Origin of the sequence: Cupriavidus sp. H18C2 (assembly GCF_049393795.1) — a bacterium.
GTDB classification, from domain to species: Bacteria; Pseudomonadota; Gammaproteobacteria; order Burkholderiales; family Burkholderiaceae; genus Cupriavidus; species Cupriavidus pauculus_C.
Window position 1 is genome coordinate 3070216 of record NZ_CP186010.1, and the last position, 17165, is coordinate 3087380.

The 17165-nt window shown below is 68.5% G+C and carries 13 protein-coding genes and 1 pseudogene; 2 read left to right on the plus strand and 12 right to left on the minus strand.

Annotated features, from left to right (window positions below; translation table 11 throughout):
- Positions 1-12 precede the first annotated feature (12 nt).
- The 9 genes and pseudogenes from EPAKOI_RS13930 to EPAKOI_RS13970 all read right to left on the minus strand — a co-directional run bounded on the left by EPAKOI_RS13930 (position 13) and on the right by EPAKOI_RS13970 (position 12549).
- Positions 13-1332, minus strand: coding sequence for a HipA domain-containing protein (locus EPAKOI_RS13930; protein WP_423192438.1), 1320 nt, complete (start codon positions 1330-1332; stop codon positions 13-15).
- Entirely contained in the window at positions 1329-1673 is a 345-nt protein-coding gene (locus tag EPAKOI_RS13935) for a helix-turn-helix domain-containing protein (RefSeq protein WP_423192439.1), read from the minus strand. The genes EPAKOI_RS13930 and EPAKOI_RS13935 overlap by 4 nt, the downstream gene beginning before the upstream one ends.
- A gap of 352 nt (positions 1674-2025) precedes the next feature.
- Positions 2026-3219 (minus strand): ribonucleotide-diphosphate reductase subunit beta, encoded by a 1194-nt coding sequence (locus tag EPAKOI_RS13940; protein ID WP_423192440.1) that lies wholly within the window; start codon positions 3217-3219, stop codon positions 2026-2028.
- Positions 3220-3350: 131 nt separating this feature from the next.
- Positions 3351-6296, minus strand: a complete 2946-nt coding sequence (locus EPAKOI_RS13945; RefSeq protein WP_124683238.1) for a ribonucleoside-diphosphate reductase subunit alpha — start codon at positions 6294-6296, stop codon at positions 3351-3353.
- Positions 6297-6947: 651 nt separating this feature from the next.
- Entirely contained in the window at positions 6948-7562 is a 615-nt protein-coding gene (ampD, locus tag EPAKOI_RS13950; protein ID WP_423192441.1) for a 1,6-anhydro-N-acetylmuramyl-L-alanine amidase AmpD, read from the minus strand.
- Positions 7555-9207 carry a sigma-54-dependent transcriptional regulator gene (locus EPAKOI_RS13955; protein WP_423192442.1) on the minus strand — a complete coding sequence of 551 codons (1653 nt, stop codon included), beginning with the start codon at positions 9205-9207 and terminating at the stop codon, positions 7555-7557. Before EPAKOI_RS13955 ends, ampD begins: the two co-directional genes overlap by 8 nt.
- 18 nt (positions 9208-9225) lie before the next feature.
- A pseudogene (locus tag EPAKOI_RS13960) lies at positions 9226-11308 on the minus strand (histidine kinase dimerization/phospho-acceptor domain-containing protein).
- Positions 11305-11577, minus strand: a complete 273-nt coding sequence (locus tag EPAKOI_RS13965; RefSeq protein WP_423192443.1) for a PP0621 family protein — start codon at positions 11575-11577, stop codon at positions 11305-11307. Before EPAKOI_RS13965 ends, EPAKOI_RS13960 begins: the two are co-directional and overlap by 4 nt.
- A 36-nt stretch (positions 11578-11613) precedes the next feature.
- A complete protein-coding gene (locus EPAKOI_RS13970) occupies positions 11614-12549 on the minus strand; it encodes a cytochrome C assembly family protein (RefSeq protein ID WP_423192444.1) in 936 nt (311 codons plus the stop codon).
- Positions 12550-12667: 118 nt separating this feature from the next.
- On the opposite strand from EPAKOI_RS13970, the gene ffh reads away from it, so the two are divergent.
- Both ffh and EPAKOI_RS13980 read left to right on the plus strand, forming a co-directional pair.
- The gene (gene ffh / locus EPAKOI_RS13975; protein WP_124683232.1) at positions 12668-14059 is read left to right on the plus strand and encodes a signal recognition particle protein; all 1392 of its coding nucleotides are present in this window, start codon (positions 12668-12670) and stop codon (positions 14057-14059) included.
- A 55-nt stretch (positions 14060-14114) separates the two neighbouring features.
- Entirely contained in the window at positions 14115-14657 is a 543-nt protein-coding gene (locus EPAKOI_RS13980) for a hypoxanthine-guanine phosphoribosyltransferase (protein WP_124683231.1), read from the plus strand.
- A 51-nt stretch (positions 14658-14708) separates the two neighbouring features.
- Here EPAKOI_RS13980 and EPAKOI_RS13985 read toward each other — a convergent pair whose 3' ends face one another.
- The 3 genes from EPAKOI_RS13985 to EPAKOI_RS13995 form a co-directional block, all read right to left on the minus strand.
- Positions 14709-15347, minus strand: coding sequence for a LysE family translocator (locus EPAKOI_RS13985; RefSeq protein ID WP_124683230.1), 639 nt, complete (start codon positions 15345-15347; stop codon positions 14709-14711).
- A 145-nt stretch (positions 15348-15492) separates the two neighbouring features.
- A complete protein-coding gene (locus EPAKOI_RS13990; protein ID WP_423192445.1) occupies positions 15493-16404 on the minus strand; it encodes a 2OG-Fe(II) oxygenase in 912 nt (303 codons plus the stop codon).
- Positions 16401-17159: a lytic transglycosylase domain-containing protein gene (locus EPAKOI_RS13995; RefSeq protein WP_124683228.1), complete on the minus strand. Its 759-nt coding sequence runs from the start codon at positions 17157-17159 to the stop codon at positions 16401-16403. The genes EPAKOI_RS13990 and EPAKOI_RS13995 overlap by 4 nt, the downstream gene beginning before the upstream one ends.
- Between the last annotated feature and the right edge of the window lie 6 nt (positions 17160-17165).

Sequence of the window (17165 nt, forward strand, 5' to 3'; positions counted from 1 at the left end):
GGTGTGGCGCGCTCAGGCCAGCAGGCGCGCCACGGTTTCGTCGATCACCACATGGCGGATGGTGCGCAGCAGCCGCGCTTCACCCGCGAACGTGGCGCGGAGTTCGGGCCGCGCGGCGCCTAGCCGGTCGTTCTCGTCCAGGGTCTCGGCCAGCAGCGCATCGGCGTGCGCCGGGATCATCCGCAGCATGTCGTCCACCTGGCGCGTGGCCGTGGGGCGCGTCAGGCCCAGCGACTGGCCGGCATCGACCAGCAACGTGCGCGTGAACCCGGCATAGCGCCGCTCGCCCGCGATGGGGCTGGTGAATTCGACCAGGTCCGGCCAGCGCTCGCGCGGGCTGTAGGCGCGGGTTTCGTAGGCGCTCTCGGACAACAGGTCGTAGTGCGGCGCCAGCGAGATGCCCTGGCGATCCACCAGGAAGCTCAGGTTCTTGAGGTGCGAATCGCCATTGCCGACCAGGATGCAGAACAGCAGCCAGCGGTAGATCCGCAGCCGCGCCGCGGCGGGCGCCCGGCACGCGTTGGCCAGCCGGGCCAGCGACACCAGCGACCATGCCGAGTACTTCATGGCCGGCGACAGGTTCAGCAACTGGCAGCCGTCGATGGCGTGCAGGCGCGTCGTCACGCCATTGGACACGGCCCGGTCGAAACGGCGGATCAGGTACACGGGCGCCGGCACGTAGCGACGCTCGACCTCGGGAACATCCAGTCCCACCCGGCCCGCCAGCCGCATGATGAACCACTCGTTGATCACCGAATACGGATAGTTGTCCGTCTGAGGATGGTCGGGCTTGAGAATGTGGGTCGACACGGCCTGCCCGCTGGGCTCGAACAACTGGCCGTCCCGCAGGACCACGGCCAGCTTGTGCTGCGCGCCTGCCAGGGACATCTTCTTGGGTGCATCGTGCGTCAGCGGGACGGTCGGCAGGTTGCGGATGCGCGTATCGAGTTCGGCGTCGGTGAGCGGCCGCAGCGTGTGGTCGGGCGGCGCGACGTCGTCCGGCCGGCGCAGCGTCAGCGATCCCGCCGATTCGCGTCCGTAGTATTCCAGCAGCGCGAAGGCGTCGTGGATGTCGCGCAGCCCGGCGTCGCGGGCCAGCAATGCCCGGGCGCCCTCTTCCGGCAGCAGATTGTCGAAATACCACTGGACCGCGCGCTCGGTGGCGCCGTCGGCCTGCGGACCGGCCTGCATCGGCAGGTGGGGGCTCAGCATGAACGCGGACGCGTCGGCCATCCACCATGGCGCGTACTCGAAACTCCAGAGATTGCCGTCCTCGCGCAGGGTGCCGACGACGCTGCCGTCGATCGATGCCAGCAGTTCGCGCCCGGTCATTCGATCTCTCCCGTCGAGGACGCTGGCGCCTGCGGGTCGCCGTCGCGGGTCCGGGCGCGCTGCCGGCGGGCGTCGGCCCTGCGTTCGGCGCGGGCCATTTGTTCGGCAAGCGCGTCGAGATCGGTGTCCGGGATGTCGACGGTCACCCGCACGCCAAAGCCCTGCAGGATCTGGAACAACTTGCCCCACTGGACGGTTTCCGCGCCCCGCTCGGCCTTGACCATGAACGATTCGCTGACGCCCACGGCGCCGGCGGCGTCGTCCTGGCGCAGGTTGGCCGTCTTGCGCGCGGCGCGAATCACGCCGCCGATATCCGAGGCTTGCTGGAGGGTGTATTGCATGATGGGGTGCGCCAGACTGTGCGATCGACTAGTTTCAACCAAGATAGCACCGGGAACCGAAAAAAACTAGTTGATCGCATGGTTTTATTGGCTTCCGCGCGATAAAACCATAAAAACCGTTTGATTGCACGGTTTATGGGACGGTTACCCACTTTTCAACAAAAAACCGTGCAGACGCACGGTTTAACCCCCCCTCCACACATTCCCGCCCCAAAAAGAAAAACGGACACCGGGCTCCCCGCCCGATGTCCGTTACACCCGTCCCGGCTGCCCTGGACTGTTCAATGCTTGTCGTTGTTACGCTGCAGCCGACCCTTCCATCGCGTAGCGCGTGGTTCGATCAGGTGACCGATCAGTCCCACGACAGCGCGCCGCCGGTCTGGTACTCGATCACGCGCGTTTCGAAGAAGTTGCGTTCCTTCTTCAGGTCGATCATCTCGCTCATCCACGGGAACGGGTTTTCCTCGTTCGGGAACAGCTGGTCCAGGCCGATCTGCTGGCAGCGGCGGTTGCAGATGAACCGCAGGTAGCTCTTGAACATCGGCGCGTTCAGGCCCAGCACGCCGCGCGGCATGGTGTCCTCGGCGTAGCGGTATTCCAAGTCCACGGCCTTCTTGAACAGCTCGGTGATCTCGGCCTTGAACTCGGCCGTCCACAGGTGCGGGTTTTCCAGCTTGATCTGGTTGATCAGGTCGATGCCGAAGTTGCAGTGCAGCGACTCGTCGCGCAGGATGTACTGGTACTGCTCGGCCGCGCCCGTCATCTTGTTCTGGCGGCCCATCGCCAGGATCTGCGTGAAGCCGACGTAGAAGAACAGCCCTTCCATGATGCAGGCGAAGACGATCAGGCTCTTCAGCAGCTTCTGGTCGTTCTCGGGCGTGCCGGTCTTGAACGACGGGTCGGTCAGGGTGTCGATGAACGGGATCAGGAACTCGTCCTTGTCTCGGATCGACTGCACCTCGTGGTACGCGTTGAAGATCTCGGCCTCGTTCAGGCCCAGCGACTCAACGATGTACTGGTAGGCGTGCGTGTGGATGGCTTCCTCGAACGCCTGGCGCAGCAGGTACTGGCGGCATTCGGGCGCCGTGATCTGGCGGTAGGTGCCCAGCACGATGTTGTTGGCGGCCAGCGAGTCGGCCGTCACGAAGAAACCCAGGTTGCGCTTGATGATGCGGCGCTCGTCCTCGGTCAGCCCGTTCGGGTCCTTCCACAGGGCAATGTCGCGCGACATGTTGATTTCCTGCGGCATCCAGTGGTTGGCGCAGCCGGCCAGGTACTTTTCCCACGCCCACTTGTACTTGAACGGCACCAGCTGGTTCACGTCGGTGGCGCCGTTGATCACGCGCTTGTCGGCGGCGTTCACGCGGCGCGTGCTCTGGGCGGCGGCGGCGTTCGGGTTGTTGCCGAGGATGCCGGCCGGGGCCGTGGCGGCCAGCGGCAGCACGCCCATCTGGTCAGCCGTGGCGGCCGGCGCGGGCGGGATGGCGGGTTGCAGGGCAGGCTGGGCCTGCGGGGTGGCTTGAACGTCGTCGTCCCAGCTCAGCATGTTGTGTTCTCCAAGATTCGATTAGGGGCGGCTCAGGCACCGCGCGTCGGCGAGCGATGCGCCGGCCCTCTCCCCCGGCCCCGCGCCCGCATGGCGGGAACGGGGAGCAGTCCGAGGGGGGATGCAATGTGTTACTGGCAGGCCTCGCACTCGTCGAAGCCGGGGTCGCCCGGGCGCATCGTGCAGACCGCGCCTTCGGCTTCCGGCATGGCCGGGGCCGACGCGGCTGCCGCGTCGATGGCCGAGCCGCCGGTGGCGCCCGACGACACCGCGTTCAGCGAACCGCGCGTGACCGTGGACTTCTCCACGTGCGTGGCGGCCATCGTGCGCAGGTAGTACGTCGTCTTCAGCCCACGCAGCCAGGCCAGCTTGTACGTGTCGTCCAGCTTCTTGCCCGATGCGCCGGCCATGTAGATGTTCAGCGACTGGGCCTGGTCGATCCACTTCTGGCGGCGGCTCGCGGCCTCCACCAGCCAGGTCGGCTCCACCTCGAACGCCGTGGCGTAGATGTCGCGCAGGTCTTGCGGGATGCGGTCGATGCGGGCCAGCGAGCCGTCAAAGTACTTCAGGTCGGCAACCATCACCTCGTCCCACAGGCCGCGCGCCTTCAGGTCGCGCACCAGGTAGTCGTTCACCACCGTGAACTCGCCCGACAGGTTCGACTTCACGTACAGGTTCTGGAACGTCGGCTCGATGCAGGCGGACACGCCGATGATGTTCGAGATCGTGGCGGTCGGGGCGATCGCGATGCAGTTCGAGTTGCGCATGCCGTGCTGCTTGATGCGGGCGCGCAGGCTGTCCCAGTCCATCGTCGACGACAGGTCCACGTCCAGGTAGCCGCCGCGCTCGTCGGCCAGCAGCTTCAGCGAGTCCTGCGGCAGGATGCCGCGATCCCACAGCGAGCCCTCGTACGAGCTGTAGCGGCCGCGTTCCTCGGCCAGTTCGGTCGACGCCTGGTAGGCGTAGTAGCAGACCGCTTCCATCGACGTGTCGGCAAACTTCACGGCGGCGTCGCTGGCGTACGGCGTGCGCAGCACGTGCAGGCAGTCCTGGAAGCCCATGATGCCCATGCCCACCGGGCGGTGGCGCAGGTTCGAATTGCGCGCCTTGTCCACCGCGTAGTAGTTGATGTCGATCACGTTGTCGAGCATGCGCATCGCCGTGCGGATGGTCTTCTGCAGCTTGGCGTGGTCCAGCACGTGCGTGCCGTCGGCCTGCTGCTTCAGGTGCGCCACCAGGTTCACGGAACCCAGGTTGCACACGGCGATTTCGCTGTCGTTCGTGTTCAGCGTGATTTCCGTGCACAGGTTCGAGCTGTGCACCACGCCCACGTGCTGCTGCGGGCTGCGGATGTTGCACGGGTCCTTGAACGTGATCCACGGGTGGCCGGTCTCGAACAGCATGCCCAGCATCTTGCGCCAGAGCTGCATGGCCGGCACCTTCTTGAACAGCTTCAGCTCGCCGCTGGCGGCCTTGGCCTCGTAGCCCAGGTACGCCTGCTCGAAGGCCTTGCCCACCTTGTCATGCAGGTCCGGGCAGGTGGACGGCGAGAACAGCGTCCATTCGCCGTTTTCCATCACGCGCTTCATGAACAGGTCCGGGATCCAGTTGGCCGTGTTCATGTCGTGGGTGCGGCGGCGGTCGTCGCCGGTGTTCTTGCGCAGCTCCAGGAATTCCTCGATGTCCAGGTGCCACGTCTCCAGGTACGCGCAGACCGCGCCCTTGCGCTTGCCGCCCTGGTTCACGGCCACGGCCGTGTCGTTGACCACCTTCAGGAACGGCACCACGCCCTGGCTTTTGCCGTTGGTGCCCTTGATGTGGGAGCCCAGCGCGCGCACGTTGGTCCAGTCGTTGCCCAGGCCGCCGGCAAACTTCGACAGCAGCGCGTTTTCCTTGAGCGCCTCGTAGATGCCTTCCAGGTCGTCCGAGACCGTGGTCAGGTAGCACGACGAGAGCTGCGAGCGGCGCGTGCCCGAGTTGAACAGCGTCGGCGTGGACGACATGAAGTCGAACGACGACAGGAGCTGGTAGAACTCGATGGCGCGGGCCTCGCGGTCCTTTTCCTCCAGCGCCAGGCCCATGGCCACGCGCATGAAGAACGCCTGCGGCATCTCGATGCGCTGCTCGTCCACGTGCAGGAAGTAGCGGTCGTACAGCGTCTGCAGGCCCAGGTAGTTGAACTGGAAGTCGCGCGACGCGTCCAGCGCGGCGCCCAGGCGGGCCAGGTCATAGGTGGCCAGCTTCTCGTCCAGCAGCTCGGCCTCGATGCCGCGCGCGATGAACTTCGGGAAGTACTCGGCGTACTTGGCCGACATCTCGGCCTGCGTCACCTCGGCGCCCAGGATCTCCTTGCGGATCGTGTGCAGCAGGATGCGGGCGGTCACCTGGCTGTAGGCCGGGTCCTTCTCGATCAGGGTCCGCGCGGCCAGGATGGCCGAATCGTAGACCTGCGTCATCGGCACGCCGTCGTACAGGTTCTTGAGCGTTTCCTTCAGGATCGGCTCGGCGCTCACGGCGCTGCCCAGGCCGCTGCAGGCGTTGTCGATCAGCGCGTGCAGCGCCACCAGGTCCAGCGGGCGCGAGGCGCCGTTGTCGGTCACGTTGAACGACACGCCGGATTCCTGCACGCGGGCCACGGCCTGCGCGTTGGCCTGCGCGCGCTCCTGGGTGCGCTTCTCGCGGTACAGCACGTAGGCACGGGCCACCTCATGCTCGCCCGAGCGCATCAGCGCCAGTTCCACGTGGTCCTGCACGTCCTCGATATGGAACGTGCCGCCGTTCGGGCGGCTGCGCAGCAGCGCGCGCACCACGTCCTGGGTCAGTTGCTCCACGATCTCGCGCACGCGCGCCGAGGCCGCGCCCTGTCCGCCGTTCACGGCCAGGAATGCCTTGGTCATGGCCACGGCGATCTTGTTCGGCTCGAACGACACCACGGCGCCATTGCGGCGGATCAGCTTGTAGTCCTGATACGAAACGCCTGCGGCGGCTGCGCCCTGCTGCGAGCCGGCTGCCGCGCCACCAATGCCGGTGGCGCCGGTTACGCCAGTGGTTTGTTGTTCGTTTTGGGCCGTTTGCATGAGGTAACTCCGGTTTTAACCCTGTAATGAGTGCTGTAGTTCTTCGACTGAGACGACAAAGTCCCTAGCAAAATGCGCTGTCTAAGACACTTGATTCCGGTGCTGCCAAATGCGAACCAAACTGCTCGTACGGACATTTTGCTAGGGACTTTCGGTACTACGCCGGCCCGGTGGCCTTGCCTGGCCCAGACGTCGCATCCTGCGGCGGCGCCTGCTGCACTTCCGGGCCGGTTCCCCGGCAGCACCACTAGATATTGTGGTGCCGATCAAAACTGGGCCTAAGTATAGTGAAACGAAAGCGAATGACCAGTCTTGACAAGTGCGTGGCGGCGTCCACGCCGGCGGGTGCGGCGGCGCCACATTCCCGCAAAGCGCGCTGCCTCAAGGCTTGGCGCCGTCACGTTCGGCGGCGCACACAATCCGGAAATAATTTTTATTGGGAATGGATCACCGATAGGCGCCCCGGAATCGGGCGGACAGCGTCCGGCCGGGGGCGCGATTGTAGCGGCGAATGCGCCGGAATGATGCGGCGCGCGGGCCGCTGCACCGCAATTTTTCACCGTGATGACACCCTGCGCCACGTAAGGTCTTCCGGCATCACTCCGGGTGCAAACGGTGCGTGCGGCGTTTGTGCAACACCGGGATAAATCCCTAGTCGGGGTCGTCGCCGGGGTGCCGGTAGGGCAGCAGGCTGCCAGGCAGTCCGGCCAGCCTGGCAAAACGGTCCCAGTCGAAATGGGGCCCCGGATCGGTCTTGCGCCCCGGCGCGATGTCGCTGTGCCCGGCCACGCCCCGGATCGGATAGGCCACCCGCAGCCCCGCCACCAGCGCGGCGGCCGTGTCGTACTGGGCCAGCGTGAACGGCTGGTCATCGGCGCCTTCGATCTCGATGCCGATCGAGAAGTCGTTGCAGCGCGGCCGGCCGCAGTAGTCGGACTGACCCGCATGCCACGCCCGCAGCCGGCATGGCACGAACTGCACCAGTTCGCCATCGCGGGCGATCAGGAAGTGCGCCGACACGCGCACGTCGCGGATCGTCTCGAAGAACGGATGCCGCGCCACGTCGAGCCGGTTCTGGAAGAACGCCTCGATGTCGCCCGTGCCGAACTGGCCGGGCGGCAGGCTGATGTTGTGGATGACCACCACGTCCACCGGCTCGCCGTCCGGGCGTGCGTCGTGGTTCGGCGACGGCACGCGGCGCGCGGCCGGCACCCAGCCGTCGGCGTCGGGCAGGAAGGCGTCGGGCGCGCCGGCCGTGTCAGGCATCGCGTCCCTCGCCTTCGGGCAGCGGCTCGCCGTCGTCGGTGGCGGCCTGCCCCTCGCGGCCCTCGCGCTCGTCGCGGATGCCGAGCTGCTGGATGCGGTAGCGCAACTGCCGGAAATTGAGCCCCAGCAGCGGCGCGGCGGCCGTGCGGTTGAAGCCGGTCTGCCGCAACGCGCGCAGGATCAGCTCGCGCTCCACGGCTTCGAGCCGCGCGGGCAGGTCGATCGGAAACGCGAGGTCTTCCAGCGCCGTGGCCAGCGGGTCGGGCGCCACGGCGGCGCCCGGCGCCGGGTCCGGCACCAGTTCGGGCGGCGGCGCGGCCGGCGCGGCCATGCCCGTCGACCCAGGCCAGCCGGCCGAGGCGCCCCAGGCGTGATAGCCGGCCTGAGCCGGCGCGGGCGCCAGCATCGGCGCCGGCGCACCGGCCTGCCAGAGCGTCGCGCGTTCCATGCCAGCGTCCAGCGGCCCCAGGTCGGCCACGGCGATTTCTTCCGATTCGGCGAACGCATAGGCGCGTTCGAGCAGGTTTTCCAGTTCCCGCACGTTGCCGGGGAACGGGTAGGCGGTCAGCCGCTCCAGCGCCGCGCGCGACAGCCGCTTCGGATGCGCGTCGCCGTAGCGCGTGGCCAGGTGTTCCAGGATGGCGTGGGCCAGCACCGGCACGTCCTCCACGCGCTCGCGCAGCGTCGGCATGCGCAGTTCCAGCACGTTGAGCCGGTAATAGAGATCCTGCCGGAACGATCCAGCCGCCACCATCGCGGCCAGGTCCTTGTGGCTGGCGCACATCACGCGCACGTCCACGCTGTCTTCCTTGCTGGCGCCGATCTTGCGCACGCGGCGTTCCTGCAGCGCGCGCAGCAGCTTGACCTGCATCGCCAGCGGCAGGTCGGCCACCTCGTCCAGCATCAGCGTGCCGCCATGGGCGGCCTGGAAGAAGCCGCCGCGCTCGGCGTCGGCGCCCGTGAAGGCGCCCTTCACGTGGCCGAAGAACTCGGCCTCCATCAGCGTCTCGGGAATCGCGCCGCAGTTCACGGCGACGAACGGATGCGCCGAGCGCGCGCTGATGGCGTGGATGGCACGCGCCGCGCGCTCCTTGCCGCTGCCCGATTCGCCGCTGATCACCACCGGCGCCATGCTGCGCGCCAGCCGCGACAGCGATCGCCGCACCTCGTTGATGGCCGCCGACACGCCCGGCAGCAGCCCCGCCGCGCGATCGGCCAGCTCCGACGCCTCCGCGCCCTGCCCGCCCTCCACCGGCGCGCGCTGCTGGCGCCCCAGCGCGTTCAGGATCAGCGTGCGCAGCTGGTCCAGCGACACCGGCTTGGCGATGTAGTCGAACGCGCCGGCCTTGAGCGCGTCCACGGCGTTGTCGGCGCTGCCATAGGCCGTGATCACCGCCACCGGCGTGCGTTCGGGCGACGCCGACAGCTGCCGCACGATGTCGATGCCCAGCCCGTCGCCCAGCCGCATGTCGGTCAGCACCAGGCTGTAGCGGCGCTCGGCCAGCCGCAGCCGCGCCTCGGCCAGCGAGCCGGCCATCACCACGTCATGGCCCATGCGGCGCAGCGAGATGTCCAGCAGCTCGCGCAGGTCAGCCTCGTCGTCGATGACGAGGATCGGATCGGGAGCGGGCGGTCGGGCTGGCATGGCGGTGTGGGTGTCCGGTTATTGTTGTGCGGTGCGCGGCGGCGTGCGTGCGGGGGCGGCAGTGGCGGTAGCGGTAACGGGGTGGGAGGCGATGGCCGCGTCGACCACGTCCGGCGCCTGCAGGCGCATCGTCAGCACGAACGCCTTGGCCGGCAGTGTATCGCGCGCCCCGCCGGCCAGCGTGCCGGTGTGCTCCAGCAGCGCGTCCAGCACGATGGCGCCGTAGCGCACCTGCGCGTCATTGGCCCCGCACAGCTCGCGCGCCATGAACAGGCCCAGCCCCGTGCCCTGCGGATTGCTGGTGAAAAACGGCTCGAACAGGCTGCGCTGCTGGTCGCGCGCCACTTCGGCGCCGTCGTTCCAGACGATCAGCTCCGCATGGTGCTGGTCCAGCGCGTGGGCCAGCATGCGGATTGCGCCGGGCAGCCGGCTGCAGTAGCGCCAGGCGTTGTCCAGCAGATTGCCCAGCACCTGCTGCAACTGCGCCACGTCGAAGATCACCGGCCCCTGCAGGTCCACCGTCACGCGGATCGCATTGGCGTTGACCTCGGCGCGGGTGCCGGCGCGCGCGCGCATTTCCAGCCGCCAGCGGTCGACGATCTCGGGCAGCGCCTGCGCCAGGTCCACGGCGCTCTGGTCGGTCCGGGGCCGGCGCGATAGCTGCAGCACGTCGGACACCACCTGGTCCAGCCGCCGCACGTTGTCGCTGATGATCCGCAGCAGCCGCGCGTCGATGTTGCCCTCGCCGCCGCCCGAATCGGCCAGCAGTTCGTTGGCCTGGCTGATCGCGGCCAGCGGGTTGCGGATCTGGTGCGCCACGCTGGCCACCAGCCGGCCCATCGCGGCCAGTTTTTCCTGCTGCACCTGCTCGGCGATGCGTTCCCAGCTTTCGATATGCACCAGCACCGTGTCGCGCATCTCGCTGCGCAGCAGCGTCTCGTCCTCGGGGCTCCACGCCATGGCCTCGTTCTGGGCGATGGCCAGCCGCAGCCGCGCCGCGCCCTCGGGCGACATGTCGTGCAGGCCGGCCGTGTCGCCGCCCAGCGTGGACACACCGCCCAGCGTGGCCCGCAGCCCGGCCAGCCCCGGCAGCACAAAGCGCAGCCGCAGCCGCGTGTGCAGCATCGGCGCGCGGCTGGCCGACGGGCGCGATGGCAGCGGCAGCAACTGCAGGATGCGCGGCACGTCGTCCTTGCGATGAATCCAGTCGCGCAGCATTTCCATCAGCGGCTGCAGCCGCGGGATGCGGCGCAGGTCGAACAGCACGTTCTCGCGCTCGCCGGCGCGCACCTGCCCCTGCTTGATCCGCTCGTGCGGCTGCACGCCCAGCAGCACGAACGCGGCCGGGTTGGCCGCCACCACGGCACCGTTGGCGCGCACCAGCATCACGCCGTCCTGCATGTCGTTGACCATCAGCCGGTTCACAAGCTGCTGCAGCCGCAGTTCCTGCTCGCGGGCCAGCGCCAGCTGCTCCTGGGCGATCTGGCGGTTGGCCAGCGTGTACATGACCAGCGCGGCGATCATGAAGACCAGCCCGAACAGCCCCGATCCCAGCAAGTTGGCGTCGGCCTGGCGGGCCAGCAGCGTCTGGGCGAAGGGGTTGAACATCACCAGCATCGCCGACACGGCCGCCGTGAACAGCGCGAACAGCAGGCTGGTCAGCGCGCCGGCCTCCAGCGCGGGCAGCAGGAAGATCATCGCCAGCCCTTCGCCGTGGCTGCCGGCGCCGCCGAGCACCAGGTAGATGGCGGCGAGCAGCAGCAGATCGACGATGACCTGGGCGCGCACGCGCAGGTGGAAGTGGCGCCGCCACAGTGTGCCGAGCAGCGTGGCCAGCGCGATGCAGAGATACGGCACCACCACGGGGGATGGCCGCCGCGGTGCGGGCGCTGGTGGCGATGCCGACCATCGACACGGCGCTGCTGCCGCGCTCCAGCGGCAGCCAGGCATAGCCCAGCAGCAGCAGCGCCACGGCGGCGCGGGTCCAGCAGAAGTAGCGCAGCAGGCGCCAGTGGAAGTCGGGCGGCTCGGGCTGGCGCCAGAGCGCGGCAAGCAGGTGCCAGCCGCTCAGCCTGGCCCAGGCCGACGGCCGCCGCGTCATGCGCCGCCCTCGCCGGCGGAATCGGGCAGATGGCTGCGGCGGCAGTAGTGCAGGCCGTGCCAGGCAATGGCGTCGCTGCCCGGCAGGTGCACGCCGCATTGCGCGCACTGGACCATCGGCTCGGACGACCCGTCCGCGCCGTCCGCCCGGGCGGCCTCGCGCCGCGCCTGCGCCTGGGCCTGCTCGTCACCTCTCTGCGCGCTGGCGCGCGCGCGCAGCCACCACAGGATGCCCAGCACGACAGCCAGCAGGAGTAAGATTCTTGCCATGGATTGGAACGGTACGAGAGAAGACGGCGCGCCCGGTCAGGTGATCCGGTGCAGCACCACCTCGATGACGAAGCGGCTGCCGACATAGGCCAGCAGCAGGATGGCGAACGACGCGATGACCCAGCGCAGCGCCGTCCGCCCGCGCCAGCCCCGGAAGCGCCGGCCGACCAGGATGCCGCCGAACATCACCCAGGAGATGATGGCGAACACGGTCTTGTGGTCCACCCGGAACGCGCGGGCGAACAGTTGCTCCGAGAACAGGAAGCCCGACGCGATGGTCAGCGTCAGCAGCACAAAGCCGGCCGCGATCAGCCGGAACAGCAGCTTTTCCAGCGTCAGCAGCGGCGGCAGCAGGTCCAGCCAGCGGCCCAGCCACTGCCCGGACGCCGGCTCGCCCGCGGCCGGCCGGTTGAAGCCGTGCAGCCGGCGCTCGGCCAGCAGCATCAGGAAGGCGTGGAACGCGGCCAGCGTGAACAGCCCGTAGGCCACGTTGGCAATCACGAAGTGGAGCTTGAACAGCGGCCGCGCGGCATAGCCCAGGATCTGCGCGCCCGGAAACGCCAGCGGCATCAGGCTGGCCAGCATCGCCACCGGGAACACGATCAGCCCCAGGCCGGCCAGAGAGAAGAAGAAGCTTTCGATCCAGTAGATGCCCACGCCCAGCCACAGCATGGCCGACAGCGCGAAGGCAAAGCCGAACATCATGTGGTCAGACGGGAAGATGGTCTCGTGCAGCAGCACGCCGTGGCTGACCAGCGCGGCCAGCACCGCCGCGTGCCACCAGGCCGGCTGCCCGGCGGCCGCGTCGCCCGGCACCGGCGCGGGCACCAGCACGGCCATTGCCGCGGCGCGCCCCTGCGGCCCGACCGCTGCCCCGCCGGCGGCCGCCAGTTGCGGGTTGCGCGTCGCCCAGCCGTGGAAGGCCAGGCCGCAGTAGAGAATTGCCGTCAAGGCATACAGTACAATGGCCATTTGCGCAGTTTACCTTAGTGCCATCACGGGTGGTTCTGGCGATGGATTCCCGCCACAACGCCCCCGACATGCCGGCTGCGCCCCCGCATTCCAAGCCGAATCCTCTCCCTTTTCTGCCATGCTGGATAACCTCACACAACGCCTGGCGCGGGTCGTCAAGACCATGCGCGGCGAGGCCCGACTGACCGAGGCCAACACCGCCGAGATGCTGCGCGAAGTGCGCCTTGCCATGCTCGAAGCCGACGTGGCGCTGCCCGTGGTGCGCGAATTTGTCGCACGCGTCAAGGAAAAGGCGCTTGGCGAGGAAGTCGTCACGAGCCTGACGCCGGGCCAGGCGCTGGTGGGCGTGGTGCAGCGCGAGCTGACCGCCATCATCGGCGGCGACGACGCCGTGGCCGACGCCAAGGTCAATGAGCTGAACCTGAACGTCCAGCCGCCCGCCGTGATCCTGATGGCCGGCCTGCAGGGCGCGGGCAAGACCACCACGTCGGGCAAGCTGGCCAAGTGGCTCAAGGAAAACCGCAAGAAGAAGGTGCTGACCGTGTCGTGCGACGTGTACCGTCCCGCGGCCATCGCGCAGCTCAAGACCGTGTCCGAGCAGGTGGGCGCGGACTTCTTCCCGTCGCAGCCGGACCAGAAGCCCGTGGACATCGCCCGGGCCGCGCTGGACTGGGCGCGCAAGCATTACCACGACGTGCTGATCGTCGACACGGCCGGCCGGCTGGGTATCGACGAGGCGATGATGCAGGAGATTGCCGCGCTGCACGCCGAGATCAAGCCCGCCGAGACGCTGTTCGTGGTCGACGCCATGCTGGGCCAGGACGCCGTCAACACCGCCAAGGCGTTCAACGACGCCCTGCCGCTGACCGGCGTGGTGCTGACCAAGCTCGATGGCGACGCGCGCGGCGGCGCCGCGTTGTCCGTGCGCCACATCACGGGCCGCCCGATCAAGTTCGTGGGCGTGGGCGAGAAGCTGGACGGCCTGGAGCCGTTCTATCCCGACCGCATGGCCCAGCGTATCCTGGGCATGGGCGACATCCTCGCGCTGGTGGAGGAAGCCCAGCGCGGCGTGGACATGGAAGCGGCCGAGAAGCTGGCCAAGAAGATCAAGAAGACCGGCGGCTTCGACCTGGAAGACTTCAAGGCCCAGATCGGCCAGATGAAGAAGATGGGCGGCCTGGGCAGCCTGGTCGACAAGCTGCCGGCCCAGTTCGCGCAGCAGGCGCAGGGCGCCAACATGGACCAGGCCGAAAAGCAGGTGCGCCGCATGGAGGGCATCATCAACAGCATGACCCCCGCCGAGCGCGCCAAGCCGGAGCTGATCAAGGCCAGCCGCAAGCGCCGCATCGCGGCCGGCGCCGGCGTGCCGGTGCAGGAGGTGAACCGCCTGCTGAACCAGTTCGACCAGATGCAGGGCATGATGAAGAAGCTGAAGGGCGGCGGCATGATGAAGATGATGCGCCAGATGGGCGGCATGAAGGGCGGCATGAAGGGCCTCTTCAACCGCTGATCCGCCGGCTCCCGCCCCTTTCCGCAAAAAAGACACGTAACAGGACACACCGATCATGATGACCGCCGAACAGGCCCGCGAACTCTGGGCCAGCTCCGAGGAAATCGTCAGCGCCCAGGAGGTGCAGGACTCGCTGGACCGCATGGCCAGCGACATCACGGCGAGCATGGGCGACGCCTTTCCGCTGGTGCTTTCCGTGATGGGTGGCGCCGTGGTGTTCACGGGCATGCTGCTGCCCAAGCTGCAGTTCCCGCTGGAATTCGACTACATCCACCTCTCGCGCTACAACAACAAGACCGTGGGCGGCGAGATGCAATGGCGCGTGGCGCCGCGCGAATCGGTCAAGGACCGCGTGGTGCTGGTGCTGGACGACATCCTGGACGAAGGCGAGACCATGGCGGCCATCCGCGAGCGCATCATGGACATGGGCGCCAAGGAATTCCACGCCGCCGTGCTGTGCGAAAAGACGCTGACCAAGGCCAAGCCGATGCACCCGGACTTCTGCGGCTTCCAGGTGCCGGACCGCTACGTCTTTGGCTGCGGCATGGACGTCAAGGGCTACTGGCGCAATCTCGGCGCCATCCGCGCGCTGGTCTGACGCGGCGCCGGCGCCCGGCTCCGGGCGCCCGCCACCACTGCCCTGCCCGGCTCAGCCGCCGTGCGGGGCCGCGCCCAGGATCGGCCAGAGCGATGCCAGCAGCAGCAGCGCCATCGTCACGTTGAACGCGCGCAGCACGCGCGGATTGGCCAGCCAGCGGCGCAGGCCGGCGCCGAACACCGCCCAGGTGGTGATGCTCGGCAGGTTCACCATCCCGCACAACACGGCCATCAGCGCCGCGTTGACCCAGATGTTCGGATGCAGCACATAGGCGCTGCACGCCCCCACCGCCATCACCCACGCCTTCGGATTGACCCACTGGAACGCGGCCGCGCGCAGGAATGTCATCGGCCGGCTCACCTCGCGGTCCTGCAGGCCGCCGGCCGTGGCCAGCTTCCACGCCAGCCAGACCAGGTAGGCCGTGGCGGCCACGCGCAGCACGTTCCACGTCCACGGCAGGGCCGTGAAGACCGAGCCGAGGCCGAGGCCGACCACCGTGATCATCACCACCATCCCGATCGAGATGCCGAGCAGGTGCGGCACGGTACGGCGCAGGCCGAAATTGACACCCGACGCCAGCAGCATCGTATTGTTCGGGCCGGGCGTGATCGACGACACCAGCAGGAAGGCGCTGTACGCCAGCAGCACGCTGGTGCTGGCGGCAAGTTGGGGCGTGGCGGACAGGGCCATGGCGAACTCCGAAGACTGGAACAGGCACTCAGTCTAGGGACACGTCACGATACAGTACCGGTACAGTTGGGAGGAAAAGCGCCGATACGGGCCCGCCGTCCGGAGGGAGACACCGGGTGACGGGGCCGGCTATTCAAGGGTTCGATCAGACCTGGCTGCGGTAGGGATGCTCGCGCAGCCACTTGGTGGCGATCCACTTCTCGCCCGATTCCACGGGCAGCCCGGCGTGCAGGGTGCGCTCGTCCAGCGTGCCATCGGCCTGCTTGTAGCGGAAGAACACCGCGTTGCCCTTGACCGGCGCCACTTCAAGGCCCAGCTTCGGGAACGCCGTGGCGCCGCCCGAGGGCGGGCTGTTCAGGTAGATCACCAGCGTTGCCACGCGCTGGCCGCCCACGCGGAGCTGGCGCGCCTCGCCGGCGCGGTTCGGATTGAAGAAGTCGAAATGCGGCTGGTATTCGCCGCCAGGCTTGTAGTTCAGGATCTGCAGCCCTTCGCCGTGGTCGACCGGCAAACCCGTGATAGCCGCGATGCGCGCCTCGATGCGCTGGATCAGCGCGTGCTCGCCCACCTGGAACATTGCGCCCATGCTCGTGCGGGCGTCGATCAGGTTCTCGTCGCCGGTATCGGGATTGACCACCGGCGAGCGGTGCAGGCGGTCGCGCGCCAGCGAGATCAGCGCGTCGCACTCGGTGCCGTCCAGCAGGTTCTGCAGCAGCAGGATGCGCGGCGCTTCCAGCGCGAACAGGATCGGCACGTCGCGGCCGTCGTGGTGGAACGCGTTGCGGCCGGTGGGTGCCTGGGTCTCGGCCGGGGCGGCCGCCGGCGGCTGGGGCACGCCGCGCGGTCCGGGCGGCGCGGGCGCCGGGGCCTGCCGCGCCGGGGCCCGATGGCCCAGGGCCGCGTTGACGGTATCGCGGGCAAACGTGGCGTCGTAGCCCGAGCGCAGCATCGACAGCACCAGCGCCTCGGCATCGAAACCCTGTTCGATATGCCGCGCCAGCCATTGCTCCAGCTCGGGGGACGTCGCGCGATAGCCCGCGCGGGATTCTCGGGTCATGACGGATTGGTCAGCCGCTGCGGCGAAAACGGGTTGCGCGCCGGAGACTCCGGCGGCAGCGTGCGGCGCGCCGGCGCGGTGGCGGCCGGCACGGCGCCGTCCGGATCGCCCGCAATCGTCACCGTGGCCTCGGAATACTGCCAGCGCTTCCAGGCGCCCAGCACCGCGTTCGGGTACTCGGCCCGGCCCCGGCTGCCGTTGTAGCGGCCCAGCGCCAGGTACAGGTCGCCGTTCTCGCGATCGAGGTAGTGGCGCAGGATCGTGCAGCCGTACCGCAGGTTGCTCTGCAGGTGGAACAGCTTGCGCGTGTCGCCGTCGCCGATGGTGCGCACCCAGAACGGCATCACCTGCATCAGCCCGCGCGCATCGGCCGAGCTGATCGCGTACTTGCGGAAGCCGCTTTCCACCTGCACCAGGCCCAGCACCAGCGACGGTTCCAGCCCGGCGCGCTTGGCTTCGTAATAGACGGTTTCGATCAGTTCCACGCGCGTCTGCGGGTCAGGCAACCGCGCTTCAAGCCGGCGCGACATCTCGCCCAGCCATTTCAGGTAGCCGAGCCGCTCGGCGCCCGACGCAAACACCGGCCGGACCGGCCGGTTGTCGGCGATGGCCGCCGCCAGCGCGCCGCGCACGGAATCGGCCAGCGCCTCTTCCTTCTGCGCGCCGGCATGCGCCGCCGTGGCCAGCACGGCACACAGCAGGCCGGCGGCCAGGGCAGCCAGGGGGCGGCGGATGGGGAGAAGCTGGGCGGGCATGGCGCG

Coding starts and splice junctions, on each gene's coding strand:
- EPAKOI_RS13930 (WP_423192438.1), bottom strand. CDS start 1,332: ATGACCGGGCGCGAACTGCTGGCATCGATCGACGGCAGCGTCGTCGGC.
- EPAKOI_RS13935 (WP_423192439.1), bottom strand. CDS start 1,673: ATGCAATACACCCTCCAGCAAGCCTCGGATATCGGCGGCGTGATTCGC.
- EPAKOI_RS13940 (WP_423192440.1), bottom strand. CDS start 3,219: ATGCTGAGCTGGGACGACGACGTTCAAGCCACCCCGCAGGCCCAGCCT.
- EPAKOI_RS13945 (WP_124683238.1), bottom strand. CDS start 6,296: ATGCAAACGGCCCAAAACGAACAACAAACCACTGGCGTAACCGGCGCC.
- ampD (WP_423192441.1), bottom strand. CDS start 7,562: ATGCCTGACACGGCCGGCGCGCCCGACGCCTTCCTGCCCGACGCCGAC.
- EPAKOI_RS13955 (WP_423192442.1), bottom strand. CDS start 9,207: ATGCCAGCCCGACCGCCCGCTCCCGATCCGATCCTCGTCATCGACGAC.
- EPAKOI_RS13965 (WP_423192443.1), bottom strand. CDS start 11,577: ATGGCAAGAATCTTACTCCTGCTGGCTGTCGTGCTGGGCATCCTGTGG.
- EPAKOI_RS13970 (WP_423192444.1), bottom strand. CDS start 12,549: ATGGCCATTGTACTGTATGCCTTGACGGCAATTCTCTACTGCGGCCTG.
- ffh (WP_124683232.1), top strand. CDS start 12,668: ATGCTGGATAACCTCACACAACGCCTGGCGCGGGTCGTCAAGACCATG.
- EPAKOI_RS13980 (WP_124683231.1), top strand. CDS start 14,115: ATGATGACCGCCGAACAGGCCCGCGAACTCTGGGCCAGCTCCGAGGAA.
- EPAKOI_RS13985 (WP_124683230.1), bottom strand. CDS start 15,347: ATGGCCCTGTCCGCCACGCCCCAACTTGCCGCCAGCACCAGCGTGCTG.
- EPAKOI_RS13990 (WP_423192445.1), bottom strand. CDS start 16,404: ATGACCCGAGAATCCCGCGCGGGCTATCGCGCGACGTCCCCCGAGCTG.
- EPAKOI_RS13995 (WP_124683228.1), bottom strand. CDS start 17,159: ATGCCCGCCCAGCTTCTCCCCATCCGCCGCCCCCTGGCTGCCCTGGCC.